This is a genomic window from Rhodococcus sp. NPDC060090 (assembly GCF_042729855.1).
Lineage (GTDB): Bacteria > Actinomycetota > Actinomycetes > Mycobacteriales > Mycobacteriaceae > Rhodococcus.
Window position 1 is genome coordinate 1 of the sequence record NZ_JBHWXB010000031.1, and the last position, 20,735, is coordinate 20,735.

The 20,735-nt window shown below is 63.8% G+C and carries 19 protein-coding genes; 7 read left to right on the top strand and 12 right to left on the bottom strand.

All coding sequences use genetic code 11. From position 1 onward, the window contains the following. The first annotated feature begins 66 nt into the window (after window positions 1-66). Window positions 67-483, top strand: a complete 417-nt coding sequence (gene tnpA / locus ACFWCF_RS25720; protein WP_378567840.1) for an IS200/IS605 family transposase — start codon at window positions 67-69, stop codon at window positions 481-483. An 87-nt stretch (window positions 484-570) separates the two neighbouring features. Continuing rightward, entirely contained in the window at window positions 571-1,158 is a 588-nt protein-coding gene (locus ACFWCF_RS25725) for a DUF1707 domain-containing protein (RefSeq protein WP_378492867.1), read from the top strand. Window positions 1,159-1,162: 4 nt separating this feature from the next. Here the strand turns inward: ACFWCF_RS25725 and ACFWCF_RS25730 are convergent, their stop codons facing one another. The 5 genes from ACFWCF_RS25730 to ACFWCF_RS25750 form a co-directional block, all read right to left on the bottom strand. Further along, window positions 1,163-3,064 (bottom strand): ABC transporter ATP-binding protein, encoded by a 1,902-nt coding sequence (locus tag ACFWCF_RS25730; RefSeq protein ID WP_378492866.1) that lies wholly within the window; start codon window positions 3,062-3,064, stop codon window positions 1,163-1,165. Beyond that, window positions 3,061-4,788 (bottom strand): ABC transporter ATP-binding protein, encoded by a 1,728-nt coding sequence (locus ACFWCF_RS25735; RefSeq protein ID WP_378567801.1) that lies wholly within the window; start codon window positions 4,786-4,788, stop codon window positions 3,061-3,063. Before ACFWCF_RS25735 ends, ACFWCF_RS25730 begins: the two co-directional genes overlap by 4 nt. Window positions 4,789-4,830: 42 nt before the next feature. After that, window positions 4,831-7,167, bottom strand: a complete 2,337-nt coding sequence (locus ACFWCF_RS25740) for an MMPL family transporter (protein WP_378567804.1) — start codon at window positions 7,165-7,167, stop codon at window positions 4,831-4,833. A 66-nt stretch (window positions 7,168-7,233) separates the two neighbouring features. Continuing rightward, the gene (locus ACFWCF_RS25745) at window positions 7,234-7,824 is read right to left on the bottom strand and encodes a TetR family transcriptional regulator (RefSeq protein ID WP_378492863.1); all 591 of its coding nucleotides are present in this window, start codon (window positions 7,822-7,824) and stop codon (window positions 7,234-7,236) included. A 97-nt stretch (window positions 7,825-7,921) separates the two neighbouring features. Further along, complete coding sequence (locus ACFWCF_RS25750) at window positions 7,922-8,383, bottom strand: RrF2 family transcriptional regulator (protein WP_378492862.1); 462 nt, start codon at window positions 8,381-8,383, stop codon at window positions 7,922-7,924. A gap of 142 nt (window positions 8,384-8,525) precedes the next feature. Between ACFWCF_RS25750 and ACFWCF_RS25755 the strand changes: the two genes are divergently transcribed. Then, entirely contained in the window at window positions 8,526-9,464 is a 939-nt protein-coding gene (locus ACFWCF_RS25755; protein WP_378492861.1) for a sterol desaturase family protein, read from the top strand. Here the strand turns inward: ACFWCF_RS25755 and ACFWCF_RS25760 are convergent. Next, entirely contained in the window at window positions 9,445-10,131 is a 687-nt protein-coding gene (locus tag ACFWCF_RS25760; RefSeq protein ID WP_378492860.1) for a YceI family protein, read from the bottom strand. The genes ACFWCF_RS25755 and ACFWCF_RS25760 overlap by 20 nt on opposite strands. A 76-nt stretch (window positions 10,132-10,207) precedes the next feature. Continuing rightward, on the bottom strand, window positions 10,208-10,828 hold the full coding sequence (locus ACFWCF_RS25765; RefSeq protein WP_378492859.1) for a TetR/AcrR family transcriptional regulator: 621 nt from the start codon (window positions 10,826-10,828) through the stop codon (window positions 10,208-10,210). 175 nt (window positions 10,829-11,003) lie between these two features. Between ACFWCF_RS25765 and ACFWCF_RS25770 the strand changes: the two genes are divergently transcribed. After that, complete coding sequence (locus ACFWCF_RS25770; RefSeq protein ID WP_378567808.1) at window positions 11,004-11,939, top strand: metal-dependent hydrolase; 936 nt, start codon at window positions 11,004-11,006, stop codon at window positions 11,937-11,939. After that, window positions 11,939-13,096, top strand: coding sequence for a hypothetical protein (locus tag ACFWCF_RS25775; RefSeq protein WP_378567810.1), 1,158 nt, complete (start codon window positions 11,939-11,941; stop codon window positions 13,094-13,096). Before ACFWCF_RS25770 ends, ACFWCF_RS25775 begins: the two co-directional genes overlap by 1 nt. Window positions 13,097-13,107: 11 nt before the next feature. Here ACFWCF_RS25775 and ACFWCF_RS25780 read toward each other — a convergent pair whose 3' ends face one another. Then, on the bottom strand, window positions 13,108-14,598 hold the full coding sequence (locus tag ACFWCF_RS25780; RefSeq protein ID WP_378492869.1) for an MFS transporter: 1,491 nt from the start codon (window positions 14,596-14,598) through the stop codon (window positions 13,108-13,110). 174 nt (window positions 14,599-14,772) lie between these two features. On the opposite strand from ACFWCF_RS25780, the gene ACFWCF_RS25785 reads away from it, so the two are divergent. After that, window positions 14,773-15,312 (top strand): TetR/AcrR family transcriptional regulator, encoded by a 540-nt coding sequence (locus tag ACFWCF_RS25785; protein WP_378492856.1) that lies wholly within the window; start codon window positions 14,773-14,775, stop codon window positions 15,310-15,312. Between the two features lie 718 nt (window positions 15,313-16,030). Here ACFWCF_RS25785 and ACFWCF_RS25790 read toward each other — a convergent pair. From ACFWCF_RS25790 to ACFWCF_RS25805, 4 genes are all read right to left on the bottom strand, one after another. Beyond that, window positions 16,031-17,461 carry an SIR2 family protein gene (locus ACFWCF_RS25790; RefSeq protein ID WP_378567813.1) on the bottom strand — a complete coding sequence of 477 codons (1,431 nt, stop codon included), beginning with the start codon at window positions 17,459-17,461 and terminating at the stop codon, window positions 16,031-16,033. 71 nt (window positions 17,462-17,532) lie between these two features. Further along, entirely contained in the window at window positions 17,533-19,386 is a 1,854-nt protein-coding gene (locus ACFWCF_RS25795) for an AAA family ATPase (protein WP_378567816.1), read from the bottom strand. A gap of 116 nt (window positions 19,387-19,502) precedes the next feature. Further along, window positions 19,503-19,763: a hypothetical protein gene (locus ACFWCF_RS25800; RefSeq protein ID WP_378567819.1), complete on the bottom strand. Its 261-nt coding sequence runs from the start codon at window positions 19,761-19,763 to the stop codon at window positions 19,503-19,505. Window positions 19,764-19,855: 92 nt separating this feature from the next. Continuing rightward, a complete protein-coding gene (locus ACFWCF_RS25805) occupies window positions 19,856-20,062 on the bottom strand; it encodes a helix-turn-helix transcriptional regulator (RefSeq protein WP_378567822.1) in 207 nt (68 codons plus the stop codon). A 209-nt stretch (window positions 20,063-20,271) separates the two neighbouring features. Here ACFWCF_RS25805 and ACFWCF_RS25810 point away from each other — a divergent pair, with 209 nt between their 5' ends. After that, complete coding sequence (locus tag ACFWCF_RS25810) at window positions 20,272-20,733, top strand: hypothetical protein (RefSeq protein WP_378567825.1); 462 nt, start codon at window positions 20,272-20,274, stop codon at window positions 20,731-20,733. Window positions 20,734-20,735 lie beyond the last annotated feature (2 nt).

The following is a 20,735-nucleotide window of genomic DNA, read 5'->3' on the forward strand; positions in this document are numbered from 1 at the left end:
CTCCCCTGTGGGATAGGCGCGGTAGCGGTATCGCTTGAGCACACCAGCACGATAGCATTTGGTGTCATGACTGATGTTGACCTTGTCCGACGTGGCAGACACGCTCTCTGGGATTGTCATGTGCATTTGGTGTTTGTCACAAAATTCCGCCGGGGCGCGTTCACCGGCCCGATCTTGGCGGACTGCGAGAAGATCATGCGGAAAGTGTGCGCGGACTTCGGCTGCGAGCTGCGGGAGTTCACCGGCGAGGACGATCATGTGCACCTGCTCGTCGGCTTCCCCGCCACCGTGCAGCTGTCGAAGCTGGTGAATTCACTCAAAGGCGTGTCATCGCGGCACCTGCGGCGCGATCACGCGGAGCACCTTTCCCGGTACCTGTGGGGCGGGCATTTATGGTCCCGCTCCTACTACTGCGGGACTGCGGGCGGCGCGCCGTTGTCGGTGATTGCCGAGTACGTGAAGTCTCAACGGCGCCCTGAGTGACGGTGATTCACCTCCACCGTGAACGATGGAGCACTCTCACCGAGATCGGTAGAATTCGACTGAACACGACCTGTGGAGGCGAACGCCGTGACGAACGGGCCCGACGAACACGATCTGCGTGTGAGCGACGAGGAACGGCTGCATGCCCTCAACGCCATCAGTGAGCATTTCGCGGCGGGACGGCTCGATGCCGACGAGTTCTACGAACGTTCCGGTGAGATCGCGGCGGCCCGCGCGCTCGACCCGCTCCGCAACGCCTTCCGCGGACTTCCGGGCGGCGCACCCTTGGAAGTGGTCGGCAACCGGATCCGGAAGGTTTCGACCGAGATCGCCGAAACCACGCCCGCCGGTGCTCCGTCACGCAGCGCAGAGACAGAACTGTCGTCGCTGCTCCGGCGAGGAAATCTGGTCGAATCGCTCGACTGGGTGATCGTCGGCATCACCCTCGTGACGTTCCTCGTGCTGAACAACGTGGTCGAGTGGGACCACGCCTGGCTGGTCTGGCCCAGTCTGGTCGTGACTCTGGGGCTGCCGCGGTTGATCTTCAACTACAGCGACTCGGACGAGGAACTCTACGAAGAGCTGAAGGAATCCGAGAACGAGGAGCGCAAGAAAAGACTGAAGCAGGCCGCAGACCGGATCAAGCAGCTCGAGAACAACGACGGCGCCGACTGAGAAATCAGTCGACGAGCGCCTTGAACTGCGCCTCGTACAGGCGCGAGTACGCACCACCGCGTTGGAGCAGTTCCTCGTGAGCACCCTGCTCGACGATCCGGCCGTCCTCCATCACCACGATCCGGTCGGCGTCGCGGATCGTCGACAACCGGTGCGCGATCACGAAACTGGTGCGGTCGTCGCGCAGCCGCGCCGTGGCCTGCTGCACGAGAAGTTCGGTGCGGGTGTCGACCGAGCTCGTGGCCTCGTCGAGGATCAGGATCGACGGCTTCGACACGAATGCGCGGGCGATCGTGATGAGCTGCCGCTCACCGGCACTGAGGCTTCCCGACTCCTCGTCGACGATGGTGTCGTAACCCTCGGGCAGTGCCCGCACGAACCGGTCGACGTAGCTCATCCGGGCGGCCGACATGATCTGGTTCTCGGTCGCGTAGGGATTGCCGTAGGCGATGTTCTCGCGGATCGTGCCGCCGAACAGCCAGGTGTCCTGCAGCACGATGCCGATCCGGGTTCGCAGCTCCTCCCGCAGCATCCCGGTGATGTCGACACCGTCGACGAGGATCCGGCCCGAATCCACCTCGTAGAAACGCAGGATCAGATTCACGAGAGTGGTCTTGCCTGCACCGGTGGGTCCGACAATCGCGATCATCTGCCCGGGTTCGGCCCGCAACGTCAGATTCTCGATCAGCGGGCGTTCCGGGGTGTACGAGAACGACACGTTCTCGAACTCGACGAGTCCGTGCCTGCTCCACGGCATCGTGGGAGCCGCAGGTTCCGGCTCCTGTTCCTCCTCGTCGAGGACCGCGAACACTCGCGTGGCGGATGCCGCGGCGGACTGCAGCAGATTGAGCATGGCACCGATCTGGGCGAGCGGCTGCGACAACTGCCGCGAATACTGGATCATCGCCTGGATCTCACCGAGGGTGGAGGTGCCCGACGCCACGCGCAGACCACCGAGCACCGCCACCACGACGTACCCGATGTTGCTGAGGAACGTCACGAGCGGCAACACCAGGCCCGAGACGAACTGCGCCCGGTACGCGGCGTGGAACAACGAATCGTTGGTTTCGGTGAATCGCCGCTCGATCTCCTCGGTACGGCCGTACGCGGTGATGAGTTCGTGTCCGGTGAACGATTCCTCGATCTGCCCGTTGAGGGTGCCCGTCGCATCCCATTGCGCCGCGAAATGCTTCCGCGAACGCTTCGCCACGAGGATCGTCACCACGGCCGCGGCCGGGACGAGCAGCAACGCGATCACAGCAAGCAACGGCGAAATCCAGAACATCATCACGATGAGCCCGAGAAGCGTGAACACCGCCAGCACCAGCTGGCTGATGGACTCCTGCATGCCCGTCGACACATTGTCGATGTCGTTGGTGACCCGGCTGAGCAGATCACCGCGCGAATGCGTGTCGAAGTAGCGCAACGGCAGGCGATGAACCTTCCGTTCGACGCTCGCGCGCATATCCCGCACTGTGCGCTGCACGATCTCGTTCAGCCCATACGCCGCAACCCAGATCAGCGCGGACGACAACAGGTACAGCGCGAGAACGATGACGAGGGTCCGTCCCAGGCTCGTGAAGTCGATGCCCACGCCTGGGATCACGTTCATGCCTGCGACCATGTCGGCGAACTGACCGCGATCCTCCGCACGTAGCTGCGCGATCGCGGCGTCCTTCGACAGTCCTGCAGGGAGCTGCATCCCGACCACACCGTTGAAGATGATGTCGGTGCCGCGACCGAGCACGAGCGGTGCGATCGACGAGCTCACCACCCCGAGCAGCGCCGCGATCATCACCGAGTACACGACGTACCGATGAGGGTGCAGCAGACCGAGAATGCGCACGATGACGCGCAGACGCGACTGCGGTGCAGCCTGCGGTGCAGCCGCGGCGGGCGTCGTCATACTGCGGCCATTCTCTGCGATTCGACGATCTCGGTATACGTCTTGGAGCGGCCGAGGAGCCCGAGGTGAGTTCCGGAGGCAACTATGGCGCCTCCGTCGAGGACGACGATACGATCCGCGTCCTGCACGGTCGAGACGCGCTGGGCAACGATGAAGACGCAGGCGTTGCGGGTTTCCGGTTCCAGCGCCGCGCGCAGTCGCGCGTCGGTCGCGGGGTCGAGCGCCGAGAACGCGTCGTCGAACAGGTAGATCGAAGGTTTGCGGACCAGCGCGCGAGCGATCGCGAGTCGCTGCCGCTGCCCGCCCGAGACGGTGGTGCCGCCCTGCGACAGCACCGATTCGAGCCTGTCCGGCATGGAGTACACGAAGTCGGCGGCCTGGGCCACCTCGAGGGCGTGCCACAGTTCGTCGTCGCTTGCGTCGGCGCGTCCGTAGCGGAGATTGTCGGCGATCGTGCCCGAGAACAGGTACGCCTTCTGCGGGACGACGGAGATCCGCGACCGAAGTACCTCCGGATCGAGGCGCCTGACGTCGAGACCCGACACCAGCACCTGCCCGTCGGTGACGTCGATGAGTCGCGGGATCAAACGCATGAGGGTGCTCTTGCCCGATCCGGTGCCGCCGATGATCGCGGTGGTGGTGCCGGGCTCGGCACGGAAGCTGATCTCGCGCAGAACCGGTGCGTCGGCGCCCGGATAAGAGAATCCGGCGTGGCGGAATTCGACGTCGATGTGAGTGGGAAGTTCACGCACCGGCTGTGCCGGCGTTGCCACGGTCGGGACGGTGTCGAGGACCTCGAGGATTCGACCGGCACACACGCTCGCACGCGGCATCATCATCGCGATGAACGACGACATGAGGACCGCCATGAGGATCTGTGCGACGTAGGTGATCATCGCGGTGATCGAACCGACCTGCATGGCGCCGGAGTCGATCCGGGATCCGCCGACCCACACCACGGCGACGGTGCTGATGTTCGCGATGAGCATCACCGCCGGATACAGCACCGAGTTGACGCGGCCGACACGCAGCGCCGTTGCGGTGAGATCGTCGTTTGCGCGGTCGAAACGGGCCTTCTCCGTGTCGTCGCGGACGAAGGCCCGCACGACCCGGATCCCGCTGACCTGTTCGCGCAGCACCCGATTGACTCCGTCGAGGCGTATCTGCATGACTCGGAAGCCCGGCAGCATCAGTGCGATGAGCACGACCATCGTCAGAATCAGTGCCGGCACCGCGACCGCAAGGACCAGTGAGGTGCCGACGTCTTCGCGCAACGCCATGATGACGCCGCCGGCAGCCATGATCGGCGACGTCACCACGATGGTGCAGGTCATCAGAACCAGCATCTGCACCTGCTGCACGTCGTTCGTGTTCCGGGTGATCAGCGAGGGTGCCCCGAAGGTACCGAACTCGCGAGCGGAGAACCCGCTGACCCGCTGCACGAGCGCCAGCCGGACATCGCGTCCGAACGACATGGCGGCTCGCGCCGCGAAGTACACGGCACCGATGGAGCAGCCGACCTCCACCGCGCTGATCCCCAGCATGAGGAGCCCGGTTCGCATGATGTAGTCGATATCGCCGACCGCCACGCCCTGATCGATCAGGTCGGCGTTCAGGCTCGGCAACAGCAGCATGCCCGTGGTGGCCGCGAGCTGCAACAGGACCACAGCTATGAGCGAACCCTTGTAGCGCACGAGAAAGCGCCGTAACAGCCGAACCAACATGGGCAATACGCTACCTGCGTCTCCGGACGAACCTCGCGAGCCTCACACCCGGGTGGATTCCGGGGTCGCTGCGATGGCTTCCAGCTCACGAGTGAGCTTCTCGCCTTCGACGTCGACGTTGGGCAGGAGCTTGTCGAGCCACTTCGGCAACCACCACGCTTTGTCGCCGAGCAGCGCCATCACCGACGGGATGATCACCATACGGACGATGAACGCGTCGAAGAAGACGGCGGCGGCGAGCGCGAAGCCGATGGACTTGATCAGCGAGTCCGGTTCGGCGATGAACGCGGCGAACACCGAGATCATGATGATCGCGGCGGCGCTCACCACGCGGGCGCCGTGTGCGAAGCCGCTGCGCACCGCGTCCAACGCGGACGCACCGTGTACATAGTCCTCGCGCATGCGGGTCACCAGGAACACCTGGTAGTCCATGGCCAGGCCGAACACCACGCCGATGAGGATGATCGGCATGAAGCTCACGATGGGCTGCGGGTTCGAGATGAGACCGCCGAAGCCGTTCTGGAAGACCGCCACGGTGGCACCGAAGGTGGCCAGGACGCTCAGCAGGAAGCCGAGTGTCGCGGTGAGCGGCACCAGGATCGAACGGAATACGAGCATGAGCAGGATGAACGCGAGACCCACGACCACCGCGAGGTACGGGACGAGCGCGCTCTGCAGGCTCGCCGACACATCGCCTTCCAGCGCGGTCTGACCGGTGACGCCGTACGAGAGGCCGTACTCGTCGCTCAGTGCTGCCTCGTCGGCGCGGATCTCCGAGACGAGGTCCATCGTCGCGGGGTCGGTCGGGCCACTGCGCGGGGTGATGAGGATCTGCGCGGTGTCGCCGGCCTCGTTCACTGCCACGACCTGGGCGTTGACGACCTCTTCGTGTCCGTACAGCGAGCCGAGGACGGCGGAGAAGGCGGCGTCGGCGGGAACTTCCGCGTCGCGGGCGTCGGCGACGACGACCAGCGGGCCGTTGCGTCCCGGTCCGAATCCTTCGTCGATCAGGTCGTAGGCCTGGCGTGCAGTGCTGGCGGGATCGCCCGTCGCCTCGGTGGGCAGAGCCAGACGCAGACCGGTCGCGGGGAGCGCCAGAACGCCGAGGAGAACGACACCTGCGACGAGCGGGATCAGCGGACGACGGGTGATGGCGCCGATGAACTTCTGTGCAGCACCCGGCTCGCCACCCTCGGGGTCGCGTGTGTTCAGTCCGGGAATGCGACCGGCGAATGCCTTCTCACCGAAGAGACCGAGCACCGCAGGCAGCAGCGAGATCGCGATGAGCACTGCCATGAGCACAGTGAAGGCGGCGGCGTATCCCATCACGGACAGGAACGGAATGCCCACGACGCTCAGCGCCATGAGCGCGATGATGACCGTCAGGCCCGCGAACACGACCGCGGAGCCCGCGGTGCCCACCGCACGACCGGCGGCTTCGGCGCGGTCGGAAGTCGCGAGCAACTCGTGTCGGAAGCGGGAGACGATGAACAACGAGTAGTCGATCGCGACAGCAAGGCCGATCATGATGGCGAGCGTCGGGGTCATCGAGCTCAGGTCGAAGAAACCCGTGGCGATGGTGATACCCAGGCTTCCGATGCCGACACCGACGAGAGCGGTGATCAGCGGCAGACCTGCTGCGACGAGGGAGCCGAAGGTGAGGGTGAGGACGATCGCGGCGATACCGATGCCGATGAGTTCGGCGGTGCCGCCGGGCATCGCCATATCGGCTGCGGCGGTGCCGCTGACCTGCACGGTCAAACCGGCGTCGCGGCCGATGTCTGCGGCAGCGGCAATCTGGTCGCGCATGGTCTGATCCACGTCGGTCATCTCGCCCTCGAAGGGCACGGTGACGAACCCGACGGTGCGGTCGGCGCTGAGCGGCGACAGGGCCTGCGCATCTGCGAGCGCGGCCTCATCGGGTGTGCCCTGCTGCGCGGCCAGTCCCAGCATCTGCTGGGTGAGCCCCGCGTCCGCCGTGACCGGGTCCACCAGCGCTCCGGCCTGCTGCTCGGGCGAGGCGGTGGCCGGGTCGACCTTGGCCGGTGCAGAGACTGTGTCGATCCCGCGGATCGCGACGAGAGTCTCGTCGATGGCAGCCATGTTCTCGGGGCTGTCGAGGGTCTGTCCGTCGGGCGCCGCGAAGACGTATCGTGCGCTGAGCGCGTTCATCGGGTCTTCGGCCGTCGGGAATCGTTCGGCCATCAGGTCCTGCGCATTCTGCGCGGGGGTGCCGGGAAGGGTGAACGAGTCGGTCGTCGGGCCGGACAGTGTTGCTGCGCCGACTCCGAAGAGGACGAGCAATGCGATCCAGAATGACAGGACTGCGCCCTTACGTCGGTAGGCGAACTTGCCTATCCGGTAGAGGTAGGTCGCCACGGCAGGCACCCTTTCTGTGGTCGAACGTGATCGTGAACGTGGTCGAACGTGGTCGTGGGGCGGGGGTTACGCGAATCCCCGTCGCAGCAGCGCGAAGGCCTCACGAATGAGGTGTTCAGGAGTGGACGCAGAATTCGACATGGACATCTCGACTGCCGATTTGATCGCTCCCAAGCCGACGTAATACACCAGATTGGGGTAGATATCCGTGGCCGGATCAGTGCCGGTTCGTTCGGCGATGACATCGACGAGCAGCTGCGCCGAGCGCTTCGCCACATCGATGTGCCGGGATTCGTTCGCGGACCCCTCCTCGACGAACGCGACGCACGTGCTGACGTCGTCGAACGACCACCGCTGGTCGGTCACCAGCCCGACGGCGCATTCCTCGAGCGAACCCATGATCGGCTCGCCCGCAGGGCGGTGCCGCAGGAGGTCGATCCACGTTTCGATCAGACCCTCGAAGTGCACGAGGACCGCTTCTTCCTTGCTCGCGAAGTAATTGTGGAAGGTGCGGGTCGAGACGCCCGCCCGGGCGGCGATTGCATCGGCAGTGACCTCGTGGAGGCCGTGCTCGCGCGCGAGTTCCGCAGCCGCGTCCGCGAGGGCCGCGCGGGTGGCCGCCTTCTTGCGGTCACGTAATCCGAGTTGAGAGCTCACTCCGACAACGGTACAGATTTTGCAGAGGTGTGTAACTTTGCAGACGTCTGCAATATTTATGGAATCGGACACACTCCGCCGATTCCAGTAACCCAGCTCACATACCGCGACGCTCCCACGCACCCGGATCCGCCGTCAGGTCGCGAACGAACTCCGAGAGGTCGTCGGCAACGATGTCCGCGAGCGTCACATCCTCGAGAACCGCGCGCAGATTCACCCGCACCGCGATCCACACGTCGCGCAGCCGCTCGGCCGCACCTGTGTACTCCACACTCTCCGGCCTTTCCCCGCGCACCGACGCGAGGGGCCCCTCCACCGTGCGGATGATGTCGGCGATGGAGATCTCGTCTGCCGGCCGCGCCAGCCAGTAACCGCCTTCGGGCCCACGACGGCTCCGCACGAGACCGCCTCGGCGCAGATCGGCGAGGACCGCTTCGAGGAACTTGTGCGGAATCGACTGCACGGTCGCCAGCTTCTCCGCCTTCGCCGGACCATCACCACATGCGGCAAGTTCCAGGAGCGTCCGCACCGCGTAATCGACCCTTGCACTGATATGCACTTCGGTGCCTCCTCCGACGTTTCCGGCCGACCAATTCCTACCAAACAGGGGAGAAATCGGCACCGTCGCTCACCGATAGTGACCGGCGCCATAGGGCACGTACACTGGGCGATCGTTCACGTACCAGTTCGGAGGTCCCGCGATGTGGGAGACACTGCGAGAATCGTGGGGTTCGCTGCTCGAACCGTTGCACGATCCCGTCGCCCTCGCGATTCCGGCGTTTGCACTGTTCCTGATCCTCGAGTGGGTCGCGGCCCGCACACTCGAACGCGTCGAGCCGGGGCCCGACGGCCGCGTGCACCCACCACGCGGCGGGTACGAGATGCGCGATGCACGCACGAGCTTGTCGATGGGGCTGATCTCGATCGTGACGAGCGCCGGCTGGAAGGTACTGGCACTCGTCGGGTATTCCGCGTTGTGGGTGTACCTCGCGCCGTGGCATCTGCCCGCCGACGCCTGGTACACGTGGGTGATCCTGCTGCTGGGGATCGACTTCCTCTGGTACTGGTATCACCGGATGGCGCATCGGATCCGTCTCGTCTGGGCGACACATCAGGCGCACCATTCGAGTGAGTACTTCAACTACGCGACCGCGTTGCGTCAGAAGTGGAACAACAGCGGCGAGATCATCATGTGGCTGCCGTTGCCCCTCCTCGGTATCCCGCCGTGGATGGTGTTCGTGGGATTCTCCGTGAGTCTCGTCTACCAATTCTTCGTTCACACCGAACGTGTGGGCGCACTGCCGGCACCGATCGAATTCGTCTTCAACACTCCGTCGCATCATCGGGTGCACCACGGGTCCGATGCCGAATACCTCGACCGCAACTACGCGGGCATCCTCATCATCTGGGATCGGATGTTCGGCACGTTCAAGGCCGAAGAGCAGCGTCCCGTCTACGGACTGACCACGCCCGTCGGCACCTTCGACATCTGGGATCTGCAGACCCACGAGTACAAGGCAATTGCGCGCGACTGGCGGTCGGCGGCGTCCTGGCGCGACAAACTCGGTTACGCGTTCGGCCCGCCCGGTTGGGCCCCGGTGAAGTCCGAGACGGAACCGGTCAGCTCATCTCGAGGGTGATCAGGAAGTCCACGCTTCCGGCCTCGTCGACGGCGACGAACCCGAGGTTCGGCGGCTGGATCCCCCAGTCCGACCACGTCGTGGGGATGCTGCCCGACGCCACGATGCTCTCGCCGCTACGCAGGACGTCGACGTCCACCGTCACCGGTCGTTCCTCGCCACGCAACGCGAGGGTGCCGGTCGCGGGCACCGTCGCGAGCGCGCCGTCGGTGGGCAACGACGACAGATCCACGGGTTCGGTCAACGTGAATGTCGCGGTCGGATGGTTCGCGGTGTCCATGACCATGCCCCGAAACTGACCGTCACGCTGGGAGCTGTCGGTGGCAATGCCGTCCACCTGCACGGTGAATTCGGCGGCGGTCAGCGATTCGTCGGCGATCGTCGCAGTGCCCGACACCTGGTCGGTACTGCCCACCACCGTGACATCGGCACCGCGCAGGATCTCGTGCACGGTGTAGCCCGCCGCCGTCCGGTTGGGGTCGGCACCCTGGACGACGGCCCACTCACCGTCGAGCTCACCGGTTGCCGCCTCGGCACCGGACGTCGACACAGAGGCAGCGGGTGCGTCGTCCTCGGCTATGAACGTTCCGTAAACCCATGGGGCAACGAAGAAACCCACCAACGCGATAGCCACGACCACGACGAGTGCCCCCACTGCTTTTCGCATGGGTCGAGAGTAGTTGACGTTTCAAGCCGAAAGAGGTCTGCCGGCTGAAATTCCTCTGAGAATCACTCGGCGCCCTCTACCGACGTGCGGCCTGCCCCACCTGAGCAGCAACCGCCGTACCCACCCAGCGACGCAGGTAACTGCGCATCTCGTCGTCGCTGCGCAGCGGGTTTCCGGGTGAGACGAAGAACGACAGCATCGTCCGCAGAAGGTATTCGACGAGCTCCTGCAGTGAGGTGTCGTCGTATCCGTAGCTCTCCCACTCGACGTCGAACCGCCTGATCATCGTCATGCCGAAGGCCTGCGCCTCGTCGGACGTCATGTTCTCGGGGTGGACGTTCGCGTACGAACTCGACAGCAGAAGACCGAGGTGCGGTGTACGCCGCACTTCCGCGAGGGTGAACACGACGGCCTCGACGGTCGCTTCGGCGGGGTCCGTCATGCCGGAGACGTGGTCGGCCAGTCGGTCGAGGAATCCCGCGACCGACGCGATGGCCGCGGCCTTCATCAATGCATCGGCACTGGGGAAATACCGGTAGACCGTCTGCCGGATCACGCCCAGTGATTCCGCGACCTCGGCGATGCTGATCGCCGTGCCCGTCCGTGCGATGAGATCGACCGCGGTGTCGACGATGCGTCGAGATGCTTCGTCGTCACTGTCCGGCGGACTCCCACCCCACCCTCGCCTGCGTGCCACACCGCCTCCTGAAATAAGGGGACGACATTATCACGCAACCCAATCCCGGAGTCGGTATGTCAGGACATGCACACGAAAGTGATCATACAAATTGAGACTCGGTCGTATGATGAGTTCGAACGCAGGCACCACCTGCCCTGACCGCATCGGCCAGCCCGAAAACGAGGTACGAGACATGACAAACCTGCACGTCCGCAAGATGCGTTTCGCGTTCGAGGACTACGACGTGCCGTTCCTGTGGAACCCCGAGAACCCAGCGTTCTCGAGCATGGCCAATGCCGTCTCGTTCCTCGCCGTCGGATTCGAGAAGATGATCGTCCAGATGATCACCGAAGCGAAGCCGCAATTCGCCGACGACACGGTCGCCGAGGAAGCCGACGCGTTCATGCGCCAGGAGGGGCAGCACTCCACCGCGCATCGCCAGCACGTCCGCGCCCTGATCAAGCGGTACCCGGGCCTGCAGGAGACCCTCGACGAGGTGATCGATGCCTACGACAAGCTGACCGCCGAGACGTCGCTGAAGTACCGACTCGCCTACACCGCCGATCTCGAAGCGACCTTCACTCCGGTCTTCAAACTCATGCTCGACAACGACGCCTCACTGTTCCGCCCCGGCGACGACCGGGTCGCTTCCCTGTTCATCTGGCACTTCGTCGAGGAGGTCGAGCATCGCAGCTCCGCCCTGATCATCTTCGACGCCGTCATCGGCAGCGATCTCTATCGCATGCGCGTGGCGCCGTCGGTGTTCAAGCATGTACTCGACGTCATCCGGATCGCATGCGCGGGCTTCAACAAGCACATCCCCATCGAGGACCGCGAGATCGATGCCCTGTCGATGTTCGCGTCATACCGCCGGAAGCAGAAGTTGCTCGACCTGATTCCGGGACTGCAGGCCGCGAATGCCGGGCCGATGCCACGCGCATTCGACGACCTCGGCCTCGGAGAACAGCTCGTCGCACTGCGCGGTGTCATCCGTAGCCAGATGCCCAAGCACAATCCCGAGCACGAGGACCTGCCCGAGCTGGCAGGCGTGTGGTTCGAGCGTTTCGATGCCGGATACGACGTCACCAAGTGGTACACCGCGGAAACCACTGCACCGGGGGTCAATTGATGTCGGATCTGTGCTCGCCCACCTTCGAGGACCTCGCCACGAGGCTCGGCTTCTCCTGCGACGAGGCCGGTGGGCTCCTCGAGTTCCGCAACCCGCTGGCGTTGGAGAACTGGACGCTTCCCGTCCTCGAACTGACCATCGTCGTCGGGGCCGTCCTCGCCCTGGTCTACGCCATCCTGCGGCTGCGCAGGCACGGTGATCCCACCAACCTGGTGCTGTGGCTCGGCGCGTGCGCGTACCTGTTCATCATCGAACCGCCCCTGTATTTCCCGGCCGCGTTCGGAATCGAACAGCACGTCGACACGATGTTCGCGCACAACGTGTTCACCGTCGAATTCATGTGGGGCAGATTGCCTCTCTACATCGTTGCCATCTATCCACTGCTCGCGACGCTGTCGTTCGAGATCGTGCGGATGCTCGGAGTCTTCCGCAAGTACGGCGTGGTCCTGGGCGCCGTGTGCGTCGGATTCGTCCATCACGCCTTCTACGAGATCTTCGACCACCTCGGACCGCAATTACGCTGGTGGGAATGGTCTCTCGAGAATCCGATCAGCCAACCGTTCTTCGATTCCGTCCCGCTGCCGAGCGTCGTGGTGTTCGCCGCACTGTGGCCGATGTCCCTGGCACTGTGCACACAGTTCTTCGTGGGTCGCCACGTCGACCGAGGAGAGAGTTTCTCCGGACTCCAATTGGTGTGGCGCACAGTCGTCATCGGCATCCTTGCCTCGGTGGGTACGTTCGTCCTTCCGATGCCCGCTACGGTTCTGGGAATGGGCAGCACGACGGTGCGCGGAATCATGTACGCACTCGAACTCGCAGTGCTGTGCGTGGTTGCGGTATGGGTGCTCGCTCGTCAGTGGTCGCGGTTGCGCCGCGGCGACTCCGACGCTCCCGCCTACACGAACGTGTTCGTCCAGCGGTTCTCGCTGGTGTACCTCGCTGTCCTGGCGATCCTCTGGATCACCGCGCTGCCCGACTACTTCTCGGCGGTCGACGGCGTCACCGACAACGGCGACCCCATCGGAAGCCTCTGGTACGTCGTGGCGTGCTTCGTCGTGGCAATCCTGAGTGTGATCGCGACGTTCACCATTCCGCGAGCCGGGGCCACATCCGAGACCGCGCCGCCCACGGTTGCGCAGACGACGTCGCCGCAGTAGCCCGCGTCTCGTCAGACGCCGGACTTCTCCAGAGCTGCCTCGACCGGTTCGGTCGAGGCAGTTCGGCGCGTGAGCATCCGTGCGGCCAACACCGCGGACACCACCATGAGCACCATCCCGATACCCGACGTGATGGACACACCGCTGTCGAATGCGGCGCCTGCAGTCGAGAGCAAGGCGTTCGCCTGCTCTGCAGGCAGGGTCGCCGCGACAGCGTGGGCACCGCCCAGAGTTTCCCGAGCCGCAGCCGCCTCGGCGGGGTCGAGCCCGGCCGGAAGCTGAAGATGCGCACCGTACGACGCGGTGAGAATCGAGCCGAGCACCGCGGTACCGAGCACCGCACCCATCTCGTACGCGGTCTCCGACACCGCCGACGCCGCGCCTGCCTTCTCCGTCGGCACACTCGAGACGATCAGATCGTTCGACAACGTCTCGGCTGCCCCGATTCCAGCACCGAGCACCGCGAACGCCACGATGATCGGCGTCACCGCGGTCGGCGATGCGAGCATCAGCACGAGCGCATAACCGAGAGCAGACAACAACAGCGCCGACACGATGATCGTCGACGGCCGTATCCACCGCACCAGCGTGACCACTGCGAGCCCCGACACCACCATGACGCCCAGCCCGGGAACCAGGTTCAGCCCCGCCTGCATGGGACTCTGCCCGATCACCAGCTGGAGATGCTGAGAGACGAAGAAGAGAAAGCCGACGAGCGAGAACACCGAGAGCAGGTTCACCGCGACCGCTCCGCTGAACGTGGGCACACGGAACAGGCGCACGTCGAGCATCGGATCCGGGCGGCGCAGCTGACGGCGCACGAAAGACACGAGCGCGGTGACCCCGACGACAACAGGAATCACCGTGGCGGCGACCGAACCGCCGTTGGCAAGATTCTTGATCGCGAACACCAGCGGTGCCAGCGCCAGCATCGACAGCGCAATGCTCACCACGTCGATGCGGCCGGGCGCGGGATCCTTGGATTCCGGAATGAAGATCGGGCCGAGGAAGAGCAGCGGGATCAGGACAGGCACGGCAAGTAGGAACACCGAACCCCACCACGCGTGCTCGAGCAGGAAGCCACCGACGATGGGCCCGAGCGCAGCACCCGCAGCGAAGCACGACGCCCACAGTGCGATCGCGAGTCGGCGCTGCGCCGCGTCGAGGAAGATGTTCCGCAACAGCGACAGGGTGGACGGCATCAGCATGGCCCCGAAGAAGCCCAGCGCCGCACGCGAGGCGATCAGTGCTTCCGCCGACGGTGCGTAGGCAGCAATCACAGAGACCGCCGCGAATCCGGTCGCGCCGATCAGCAGCAGTCGTCGTCGCCCGACCCGGTCGCCGAAGCTGCCCATCGAGACGAGCAGGCCCGCGAGGATCAACGGGTAGATGTCGATGATCCACAGCTGCTGCGCGCCACTCGGCTGCAGTGACGCGGAGATTTCGGGAAGTGCGAAGGCGAGCACGGTGTTGTCGATCGAGACCAGCAGCACCGGCAGCATGAGGACCGCGAGGGCCACCCACTCGCGTGGGCCGGCTTTCGGACCGGCAGCGTTCGCATCCGGATTCGAGACAGGTGTGATCGACACGGTTATCGGACTTTCGGGAAGGGTGAGATCGAACCTTCGTTACTGTACCAGCCGGACGGTAAAGTAACGACGTCGTATCATCGGCCCGTGCCACCCCCTCCCGCTGCCCGTGCCAAACTCCTCGACGCGTTCGTGACGATCCTGCTCGAACAAGGCGAACGCGCCGCAACCCTCGATGCCGTCGCCGCCGCCGCCGGCGTGTCGAAGGGCGGCCTGCTCTACCACTTCCCCTCGAAGGACGCCCTCGTCGAAGGCCTCGCCGACCACGTCGAAGAACTCGCCGCGGCAGATGCCGACCTCATGCGGGAGGCCCCCGAGGGGGCGGCCGCGTACTACATCCGCACCTCCGTCTACGCGGGCACCCCGATCGATCGCGCCATCATCGCCACGACCCGCCTGAGCCAGAACGCGATCCCCCGCGCCCGCCTGGCACTCCAGAGAATTCATCGAGGCTGGATGGACGTTCTCGTCGACGAGATCACCGACCCCGCCGTCGCACGCGCCGTCATGTTGATGGGCGACGGCCTCTATTACAACGCCGCTATGTCCGGCGAGACGAGCGATACACCACGCGAGGACGTCGACGAACTGCTCGACGTGGTGCGGCGCCTGATCAACGAGCACTGACGCGCCCTACGGGGAGCAGCACCTCGTCGATGGCGCGGTGTCTTTTCGATTCCCGACGGTTGCATAGAAACACTCCGAGACGACAGCCGCGCATTGTCGACAGTGCGCGCCTGACACTTTCGGGCGCGAATGTCCAGCACCGCGCATTCGTGCACAAACGAGTGACGCCCCCGAACCGGAGTTCGGGGGCGTCACTCTTGGCGGTGGCGGTGGGATTTGAACCCACTCAGAACCCCAGGTGAAGAATGCAGAACTGCTTCACACTGCGGATCTCACACTCGCTGGATCATTCCGGATCACCCCATGTCGAGGCAATATGTGCCCAAAGCGTGCCCATAGCAGCAGCTCTCAGTCCATACCGAGGCGAGTAATTCTCTTCACTCTTGAGACAGCTCAGTTACCACTAGCAAGCGTCGCTAGACCCACTCACGAGGCCCTTGAAGTGCGATTCATACATCGTCAGCCACTTCACGTGAGTCAAGACACTCGGCGACTGTTCACCTGAAGCTTCTTCTGGGTTCCCGAGGTAATAAAGCGATTGGCTGCACCAGAGCTCCTAATCTGCCTCCCACTTGCCGCGCTACGGGTGGACACGCTACTCACGCGGAAGGTGTTACTAGAGACCTTCCGAACTGTGGTCTTTGCCGTCGACTTCATACCGCTCACCTCCTGGGTAGTTCAGAGTAGCGCACAGTGGTTGAATGTAGGTCACGAACGCCTACCCGCGTTCTCCCGACGGTGCGGCAAAGATTCCGGTTCTCATCTCCAGGAGTAGAGCCCACTTCTCGGAAAGCTCCGAGAATGCATCGACGAACTCATCGAGCTGTTCTCCCTCAGATGGTTCAACCGACGCGGCAGTGATCACGCCACATGGCAGTTGTGGACCCACATCGAACCTGACTCCGATCGGCGCTGCGAACACTGACAACCACCTGGTGGTCGAACCTGCCTGAGGTACATCCCTGACGAGGAAGTCATTGCGACCGATGCACTGCGCTGCTATCCAGTCGCTGTCATGCCCTGGACGCACGCGTCGTAGGGCCTCAGCGTGTCGATATATCCGATCATGAGAGCTCCATCGAACGAGCTCCCCGTCGCCATTCGCGAGCCACAACGTCAAGTTGGCGACGTCTGGTTTCAGTTCCTGGAGCTTCTGCAGATCACCTTCGAGCTCCTCTGAATCTTCCCGCTGTTGCCCGGCAAAGTTCTCCAGGTGGTGTTCCCAGAGGATGGCGGCGCGGTCCTTTGGAGGCCGATAGTCCTCCTGATAGATATACGGCAGCTCGAGTAAGGCATGGGCTGCATCGCTGTAATCATGGGTGGCGATTACCCGAACCCCCAGTGCTGACCACTGCCTTTCGAGTGCCGCTCTGACGTGCTCGAACTGCGCCCGGTTGAGCTTCAGTCCTTCGCGGGCCAGGAAGACCAGCACCTGGGGTTCTTCGTCTCTTGGCGCCAGATCGTGGATCCATTGCCTCACGTCTGGGTCACGGTAAGACGTACCTGCCAGAACTAGCGGGCCTTTCGAGAGCGAATCCGCGAGTGCCGCGCTTTGCCATGTCGATCTGTTCTCACCAAGCTTGTTGTAATCGCTCAGCGTAAGTATTACGGAGTGGGCATCCGAGGATCCTGGAGGCATGAACCCATGTAGGTGCTGCACTTCGTAAGAGCCGCCGCGAGCACGGGGGCGCTGAGATTGCCGGCTACACACCTCCACGCGCTTCCCTTTAGCATCAAGCACCTCGCGGAGAGCAACCTCAAGTAGATCGTCGTAGTTCAGCGTGAAGAGGGTAATCGCGTCAGGACCGCAATGTTCCGCGAGCACGGCGGCCGCGTAGTGCAATGGAGCAGGCGACACAGGCTCGCTTCCATAAAGCGACGATTTGAGGACGGCCGACCACCGATCCCCTGCCGCTTCTTTGGCTGCTTCCGCAACGATCGCCGGATCCTGCCCTGCCAGAAAGGCCTTCGCCGTTACGGAGTCCTGTATTGCTCCACTATCGGTGAGCACATTGATCGAGAAGCTGTCCCAATCGGGCAAGCCCGAAGCAGCAGAAGCTCCAGCTCCGAGAAACAGTCCAATGTGCTGACTCGTGTCTATTGAACGGAGAACCCGAATGATGTCACCGTCAATCTCAGCTGCGCTCACTCGCAGCATTGTATGGGTCGCTATCGGCTCCTGCGACGACAACACGTGTGAATGCTTGGAGTAGGTCGAGCTCATGGAGTGCTCGAAAACCACGACAGACTCGCGTCAGCGCAGTACTCAACATCTGTGGGCGCATCCGAAGGTGTCGAAGATTCCCTTGCTCGAGTAAGCGCACCTTCGGCACCTTCGCCGAAATCTCGGGCGCCTTCGCGAACCGGGGCCGGTTCGATCGTCCATACCCACCCCTTGCTGAACCCGTCCTTGCCGGTGCGGACTCCAGACTTCTTCCGCGCCTTCTTCACCGCGTTGTCGCTCAACCCAGCCGCCCGCGTCACCTTCAGAACATCCGATGCGGGTGCTGACCCACCACACTCGATGAGGTAGTCGCGGATCACCATGGTGATCTCGTCGCGTTCCTCGATCTCCTCGTCGACACCACTCAGCAGCTCCCGCGCATCGCGGGTGGTCTCCCCCAACCACTTCAGGACACCGACCTCAGCCGAACCATCCTCTGTCTCGACCGATGCCGACACGATCGTCGCTTCCATCGACCGCGTCCGCGGCGCGAGGTTGGCCTTGGTGTTCGTGACGATGAGATTCCCGCTGTCCTCGTCCTTCGCCACCGACAACACCGACCGCGCCACCTGCGACCACGCGATCGAACCGAGGATGAGCTTCCCAGTGTCAGTACCGTCCCTCTTGCCGAAGTGGCACAGCCCGAACACAACACAGCCCTGGCGAGCAGCAAGCTGCGCGAGCGGCTCGAGGTACGAACGCACCGCACGATCGTCCTTGCCCGACAGCTCCGACGACATGCTCGACGTCGCTGCATCAAGAACGACGAATGCCACCTGATTCTGGGCGATGACCTTCTCCAACGATCCGATATCCAACGGGAGAATCACTGTCCCCGAATCGGTTTGAGATGTCTCGACATCAACGAACAGCACCCGATCCATGTCCGCCCCAGCAGCTTTCAACCTCGGCGCGACCGTGAACTCACGGGAGTCCTCCGAGTGGATGTACAGCACATTCCGCGGCGTGCCGTGGAGCTCGCCCTCCAACGTCCCGCAGGTGATCTGCGCGCAGATCTGCGCTGCCAGAGTGGACTTGCCGAGCCCCTCGCGGCCGGCGAGCAGCGTCAGCGAACCGGCAGGGATCCAGTCCTCCATCACCCACCTGACCCGCTGCATCTTCACGTCCGAACCGCGGGTGATCTTCAACCGGCGAGCCGCCTGACGACCACCCAGGTCGACAGGCTCGAACTCGTCGAGTCCGTGACCGGCAGCAATGTGGTCGGCCGCGTCCTTACCGGTCCTCGCCACCACGATCGCGGCAGCAGCAGCGATCGGTTCGACCAGATCGTGGACCTGCAACGCGTGCCGGCGGCCCGGCTCGTCGTCATCGGCGACAATCACCACGGCGTGGCCGGCCAACGGCGACCACTCGAACAGGTGACCCTTGCCCGCGCCCATCGCCGAACACACGGCGACACCTCCGGCCGATTCGACGGCGTGGACATCCTTCTCACCTTCGACGACGTACACCGTTGTGCCTGTTGGCACTTCGTCGAGTCGTTCGGCTCGGTACAGGTCGCGCCCTCCAGTGTTACCGGACTGACGGAACTTCTTGCGGCCACTGTCGTCGTACGTGCGGTGCACAGTACGGCCGTCGCGGTAGTGGTATCGGGTGCCGACGGGATCATCGAACAGATCACGCATCGTGAGTCCGATAGCGTCAAGCACGCCCTGCTTATCGTCGGCGTGGCTGTTCATCAGGACCTGTCCGTCGATCTGACGGAATGTCACCGACCGGTCCGACGTCGAGTGGCCCGGGGCCTGCGCAGATGCTGTGCGCCCGGGTCCTTCTTTCCACACCAATCCTTGCTTGAGCCAACGCTCGCGGAGCCGATCGAGCGCCGTCATATTCCCCACCATCCTCGATGCAACCTCTGATGCATTCGAACTTGCCTCTCTGGGAATCGAGGCCGGGAGCCCACAGACTCCCGGCCTCGCGTGTGCCGAATCCTCGAAGCGCTTGTTCAGCGGCGTCTTTGGATGACCCGGCCAAGGTCGGCGAGTTCCGCACGCTCGGCGAGGATCCGGTCATGCAGCTCGTCGATGTGCTTGTCGCTGAACATCGGGATCCGGCGGTATTCCTCGCGGAGGCGCCCAGTCCTGATCGCGGCGGCCTCGAGTTCCCCGAGCGTCCATCCGGACGCGTTGATGATCTCGTCGCAGGTCGCGCCGAGATTCGAGAGCAGAACTTCCGCTTCAATGATGGTGTGGTTAGACTCGCTCATCACACAGGTCCCTTTCTGTGAGTTGGTGTCGACGCCGCAAGTGGGATTCAGGAGTGGCGGCTCCCCCACAGCGGCGTCGTCTATGTCTGTAGTCACGCGGCGCCGGGCCGATCGTCAGTGCGCGCCATGAGATTTGCTCGCACGAATGTTTCTACGTCCTCCCATCGATAGAGAACGCGTCGCCCGTGCTTCACGAACTTCGGTCCGATGCCGCGGTATCGATCGTTGGCAAGCTTGGCGGGCGTCGTACGCAGATACTCGGCAACTTCCTCCGTAGTCGCCAGGTGCGCTTGGGTCATGTCCCATCCCCTTCAACTCGATTCGATCCAGTGTTGCAAAACTGGCTCAACGAAGTTCTACAGTTATTGAGCCGGATATGCAACACTGGTTCACGACCCAGTGTTGAAACACCAGGTCAGAACGTGGGAGTCTGACGCATATGCGGATCAAGCCGGATGCTCCCTCGCCCAACTACGAAGTCGCACCTGGACTGAGGGGGTACAGGACCGTGGAAGTAACCGCGAAGCCGGGAGATTGGGATCTCCCCTACGCCGTGACAGCAACGATGGAAGCACGTGACGGCAAGTACGTCGTGACACGACTCGTCGTCGAAGAAGTCGAGGGCGGGCCGACCGTACAGCGTGGAGAACTGGCCAAGATCTCGGTCGAGCCGTTCATCCGAGCCGCCGCTTCGGAGACCGTACTCGAACGTGCCGGCACATCACCGGACGCATCGAAGCAACTTGCTTCGGGAGCGCTGAACAGCTTCGTCGAGCGCGTGCGAACGAAAGGACTGACCGACGATGATCTGCCTACCCTCGCGGAACTCTATCGCTGGATCCGCCTTCAGGAGGGCAAGCCCACCGCCATGCTCACGGCCGAGCTCAATCTCTCGACCGCCACCGTGAAGCGCTGGCTCGCGAGGGCTGTCGACGCCGGTCATCTCGCCCAGGCCGAGCGAACCAAGTAGCC

Bases quoted from the DNA above. Each gene is read 5' to 3' on its own strand.
- ACFWCF_RS25800 (WP_378567819.1), bottom strand. From the start codon at position 19,763: ATGAGCGAGTCTAACCACACCATCATTGAAGCGGAAGTTCTGCTCTCG.
- tnpA (WP_378567840.1), top strand. From the start codon at position 67: ATGACTGATGTTGACCTTGTCCGACGTGGCAGACACGCTCTCTGGGAT.
- ACFWCF_RS25770 (WP_378567808.1), top strand. From the start codon at position 11,004: ATGACAAACCTGCACGTCCGCAAGATGCGTTTCGCGTTCGAGGACTAC.
- ACFWCF_RS25795 (WP_378567816.1), bottom strand. From the start codon at position 19,386: ATGACGGCGCTCGATCGGCTCCGCGAGCGTTGGCTCAAGCAAGGATTG.
- ACFWCF_RS25780 (WP_378492869.1), bottom strand. From the start codon at position 14,598: ATGCTGCCGGTGCTGCTGGTCTCGATCGACAACACCGTGCTCGCCTTC.
- ACFWCF_RS25760 (WP_378492860.1), bottom strand. From the start codon at position 10,131: ATGCGAAAAGCAGTGGGGGCACTCGTCGTGGTCGTGGCTATCGCGTTG.
- ACFWCF_RS25730 (WP_378492866.1), bottom strand. From the start codon at position 3,064: ATGACGACGCCCGCCGCGGCTGCACCGCAGGCTGCACCGCAGTCGCGT.
- ACFWCF_RS25805 (WP_378567822.1), bottom strand. From the start codon at position 20,062: ATGACCCAAGCGCACCTGGCGACTACGGAGGAAGTTGCCGAGTATCTG.
- ACFWCF_RS25775 (WP_378567810.1), top strand. From the start codon at position 11,939: ATGTCGGATCTGTGCTCGCCCACCTTCGAGGACCTCGCCACGAGGCTC.
- ACFWCF_RS25755 (WP_378492861.1), top strand. From the start codon at position 8,526: ATGTGGGAGACACTGCGAGAATCGTGGGGTTCGCTGCTCGAACCGTTG.
- ACFWCF_RS25735 (WP_378567801.1), bottom strand. From the start codon at position 4,788: ATGTTGGTTCGGCTGTTACGGCGCTTTCTCGTGCGCTACAAGGGTTCG.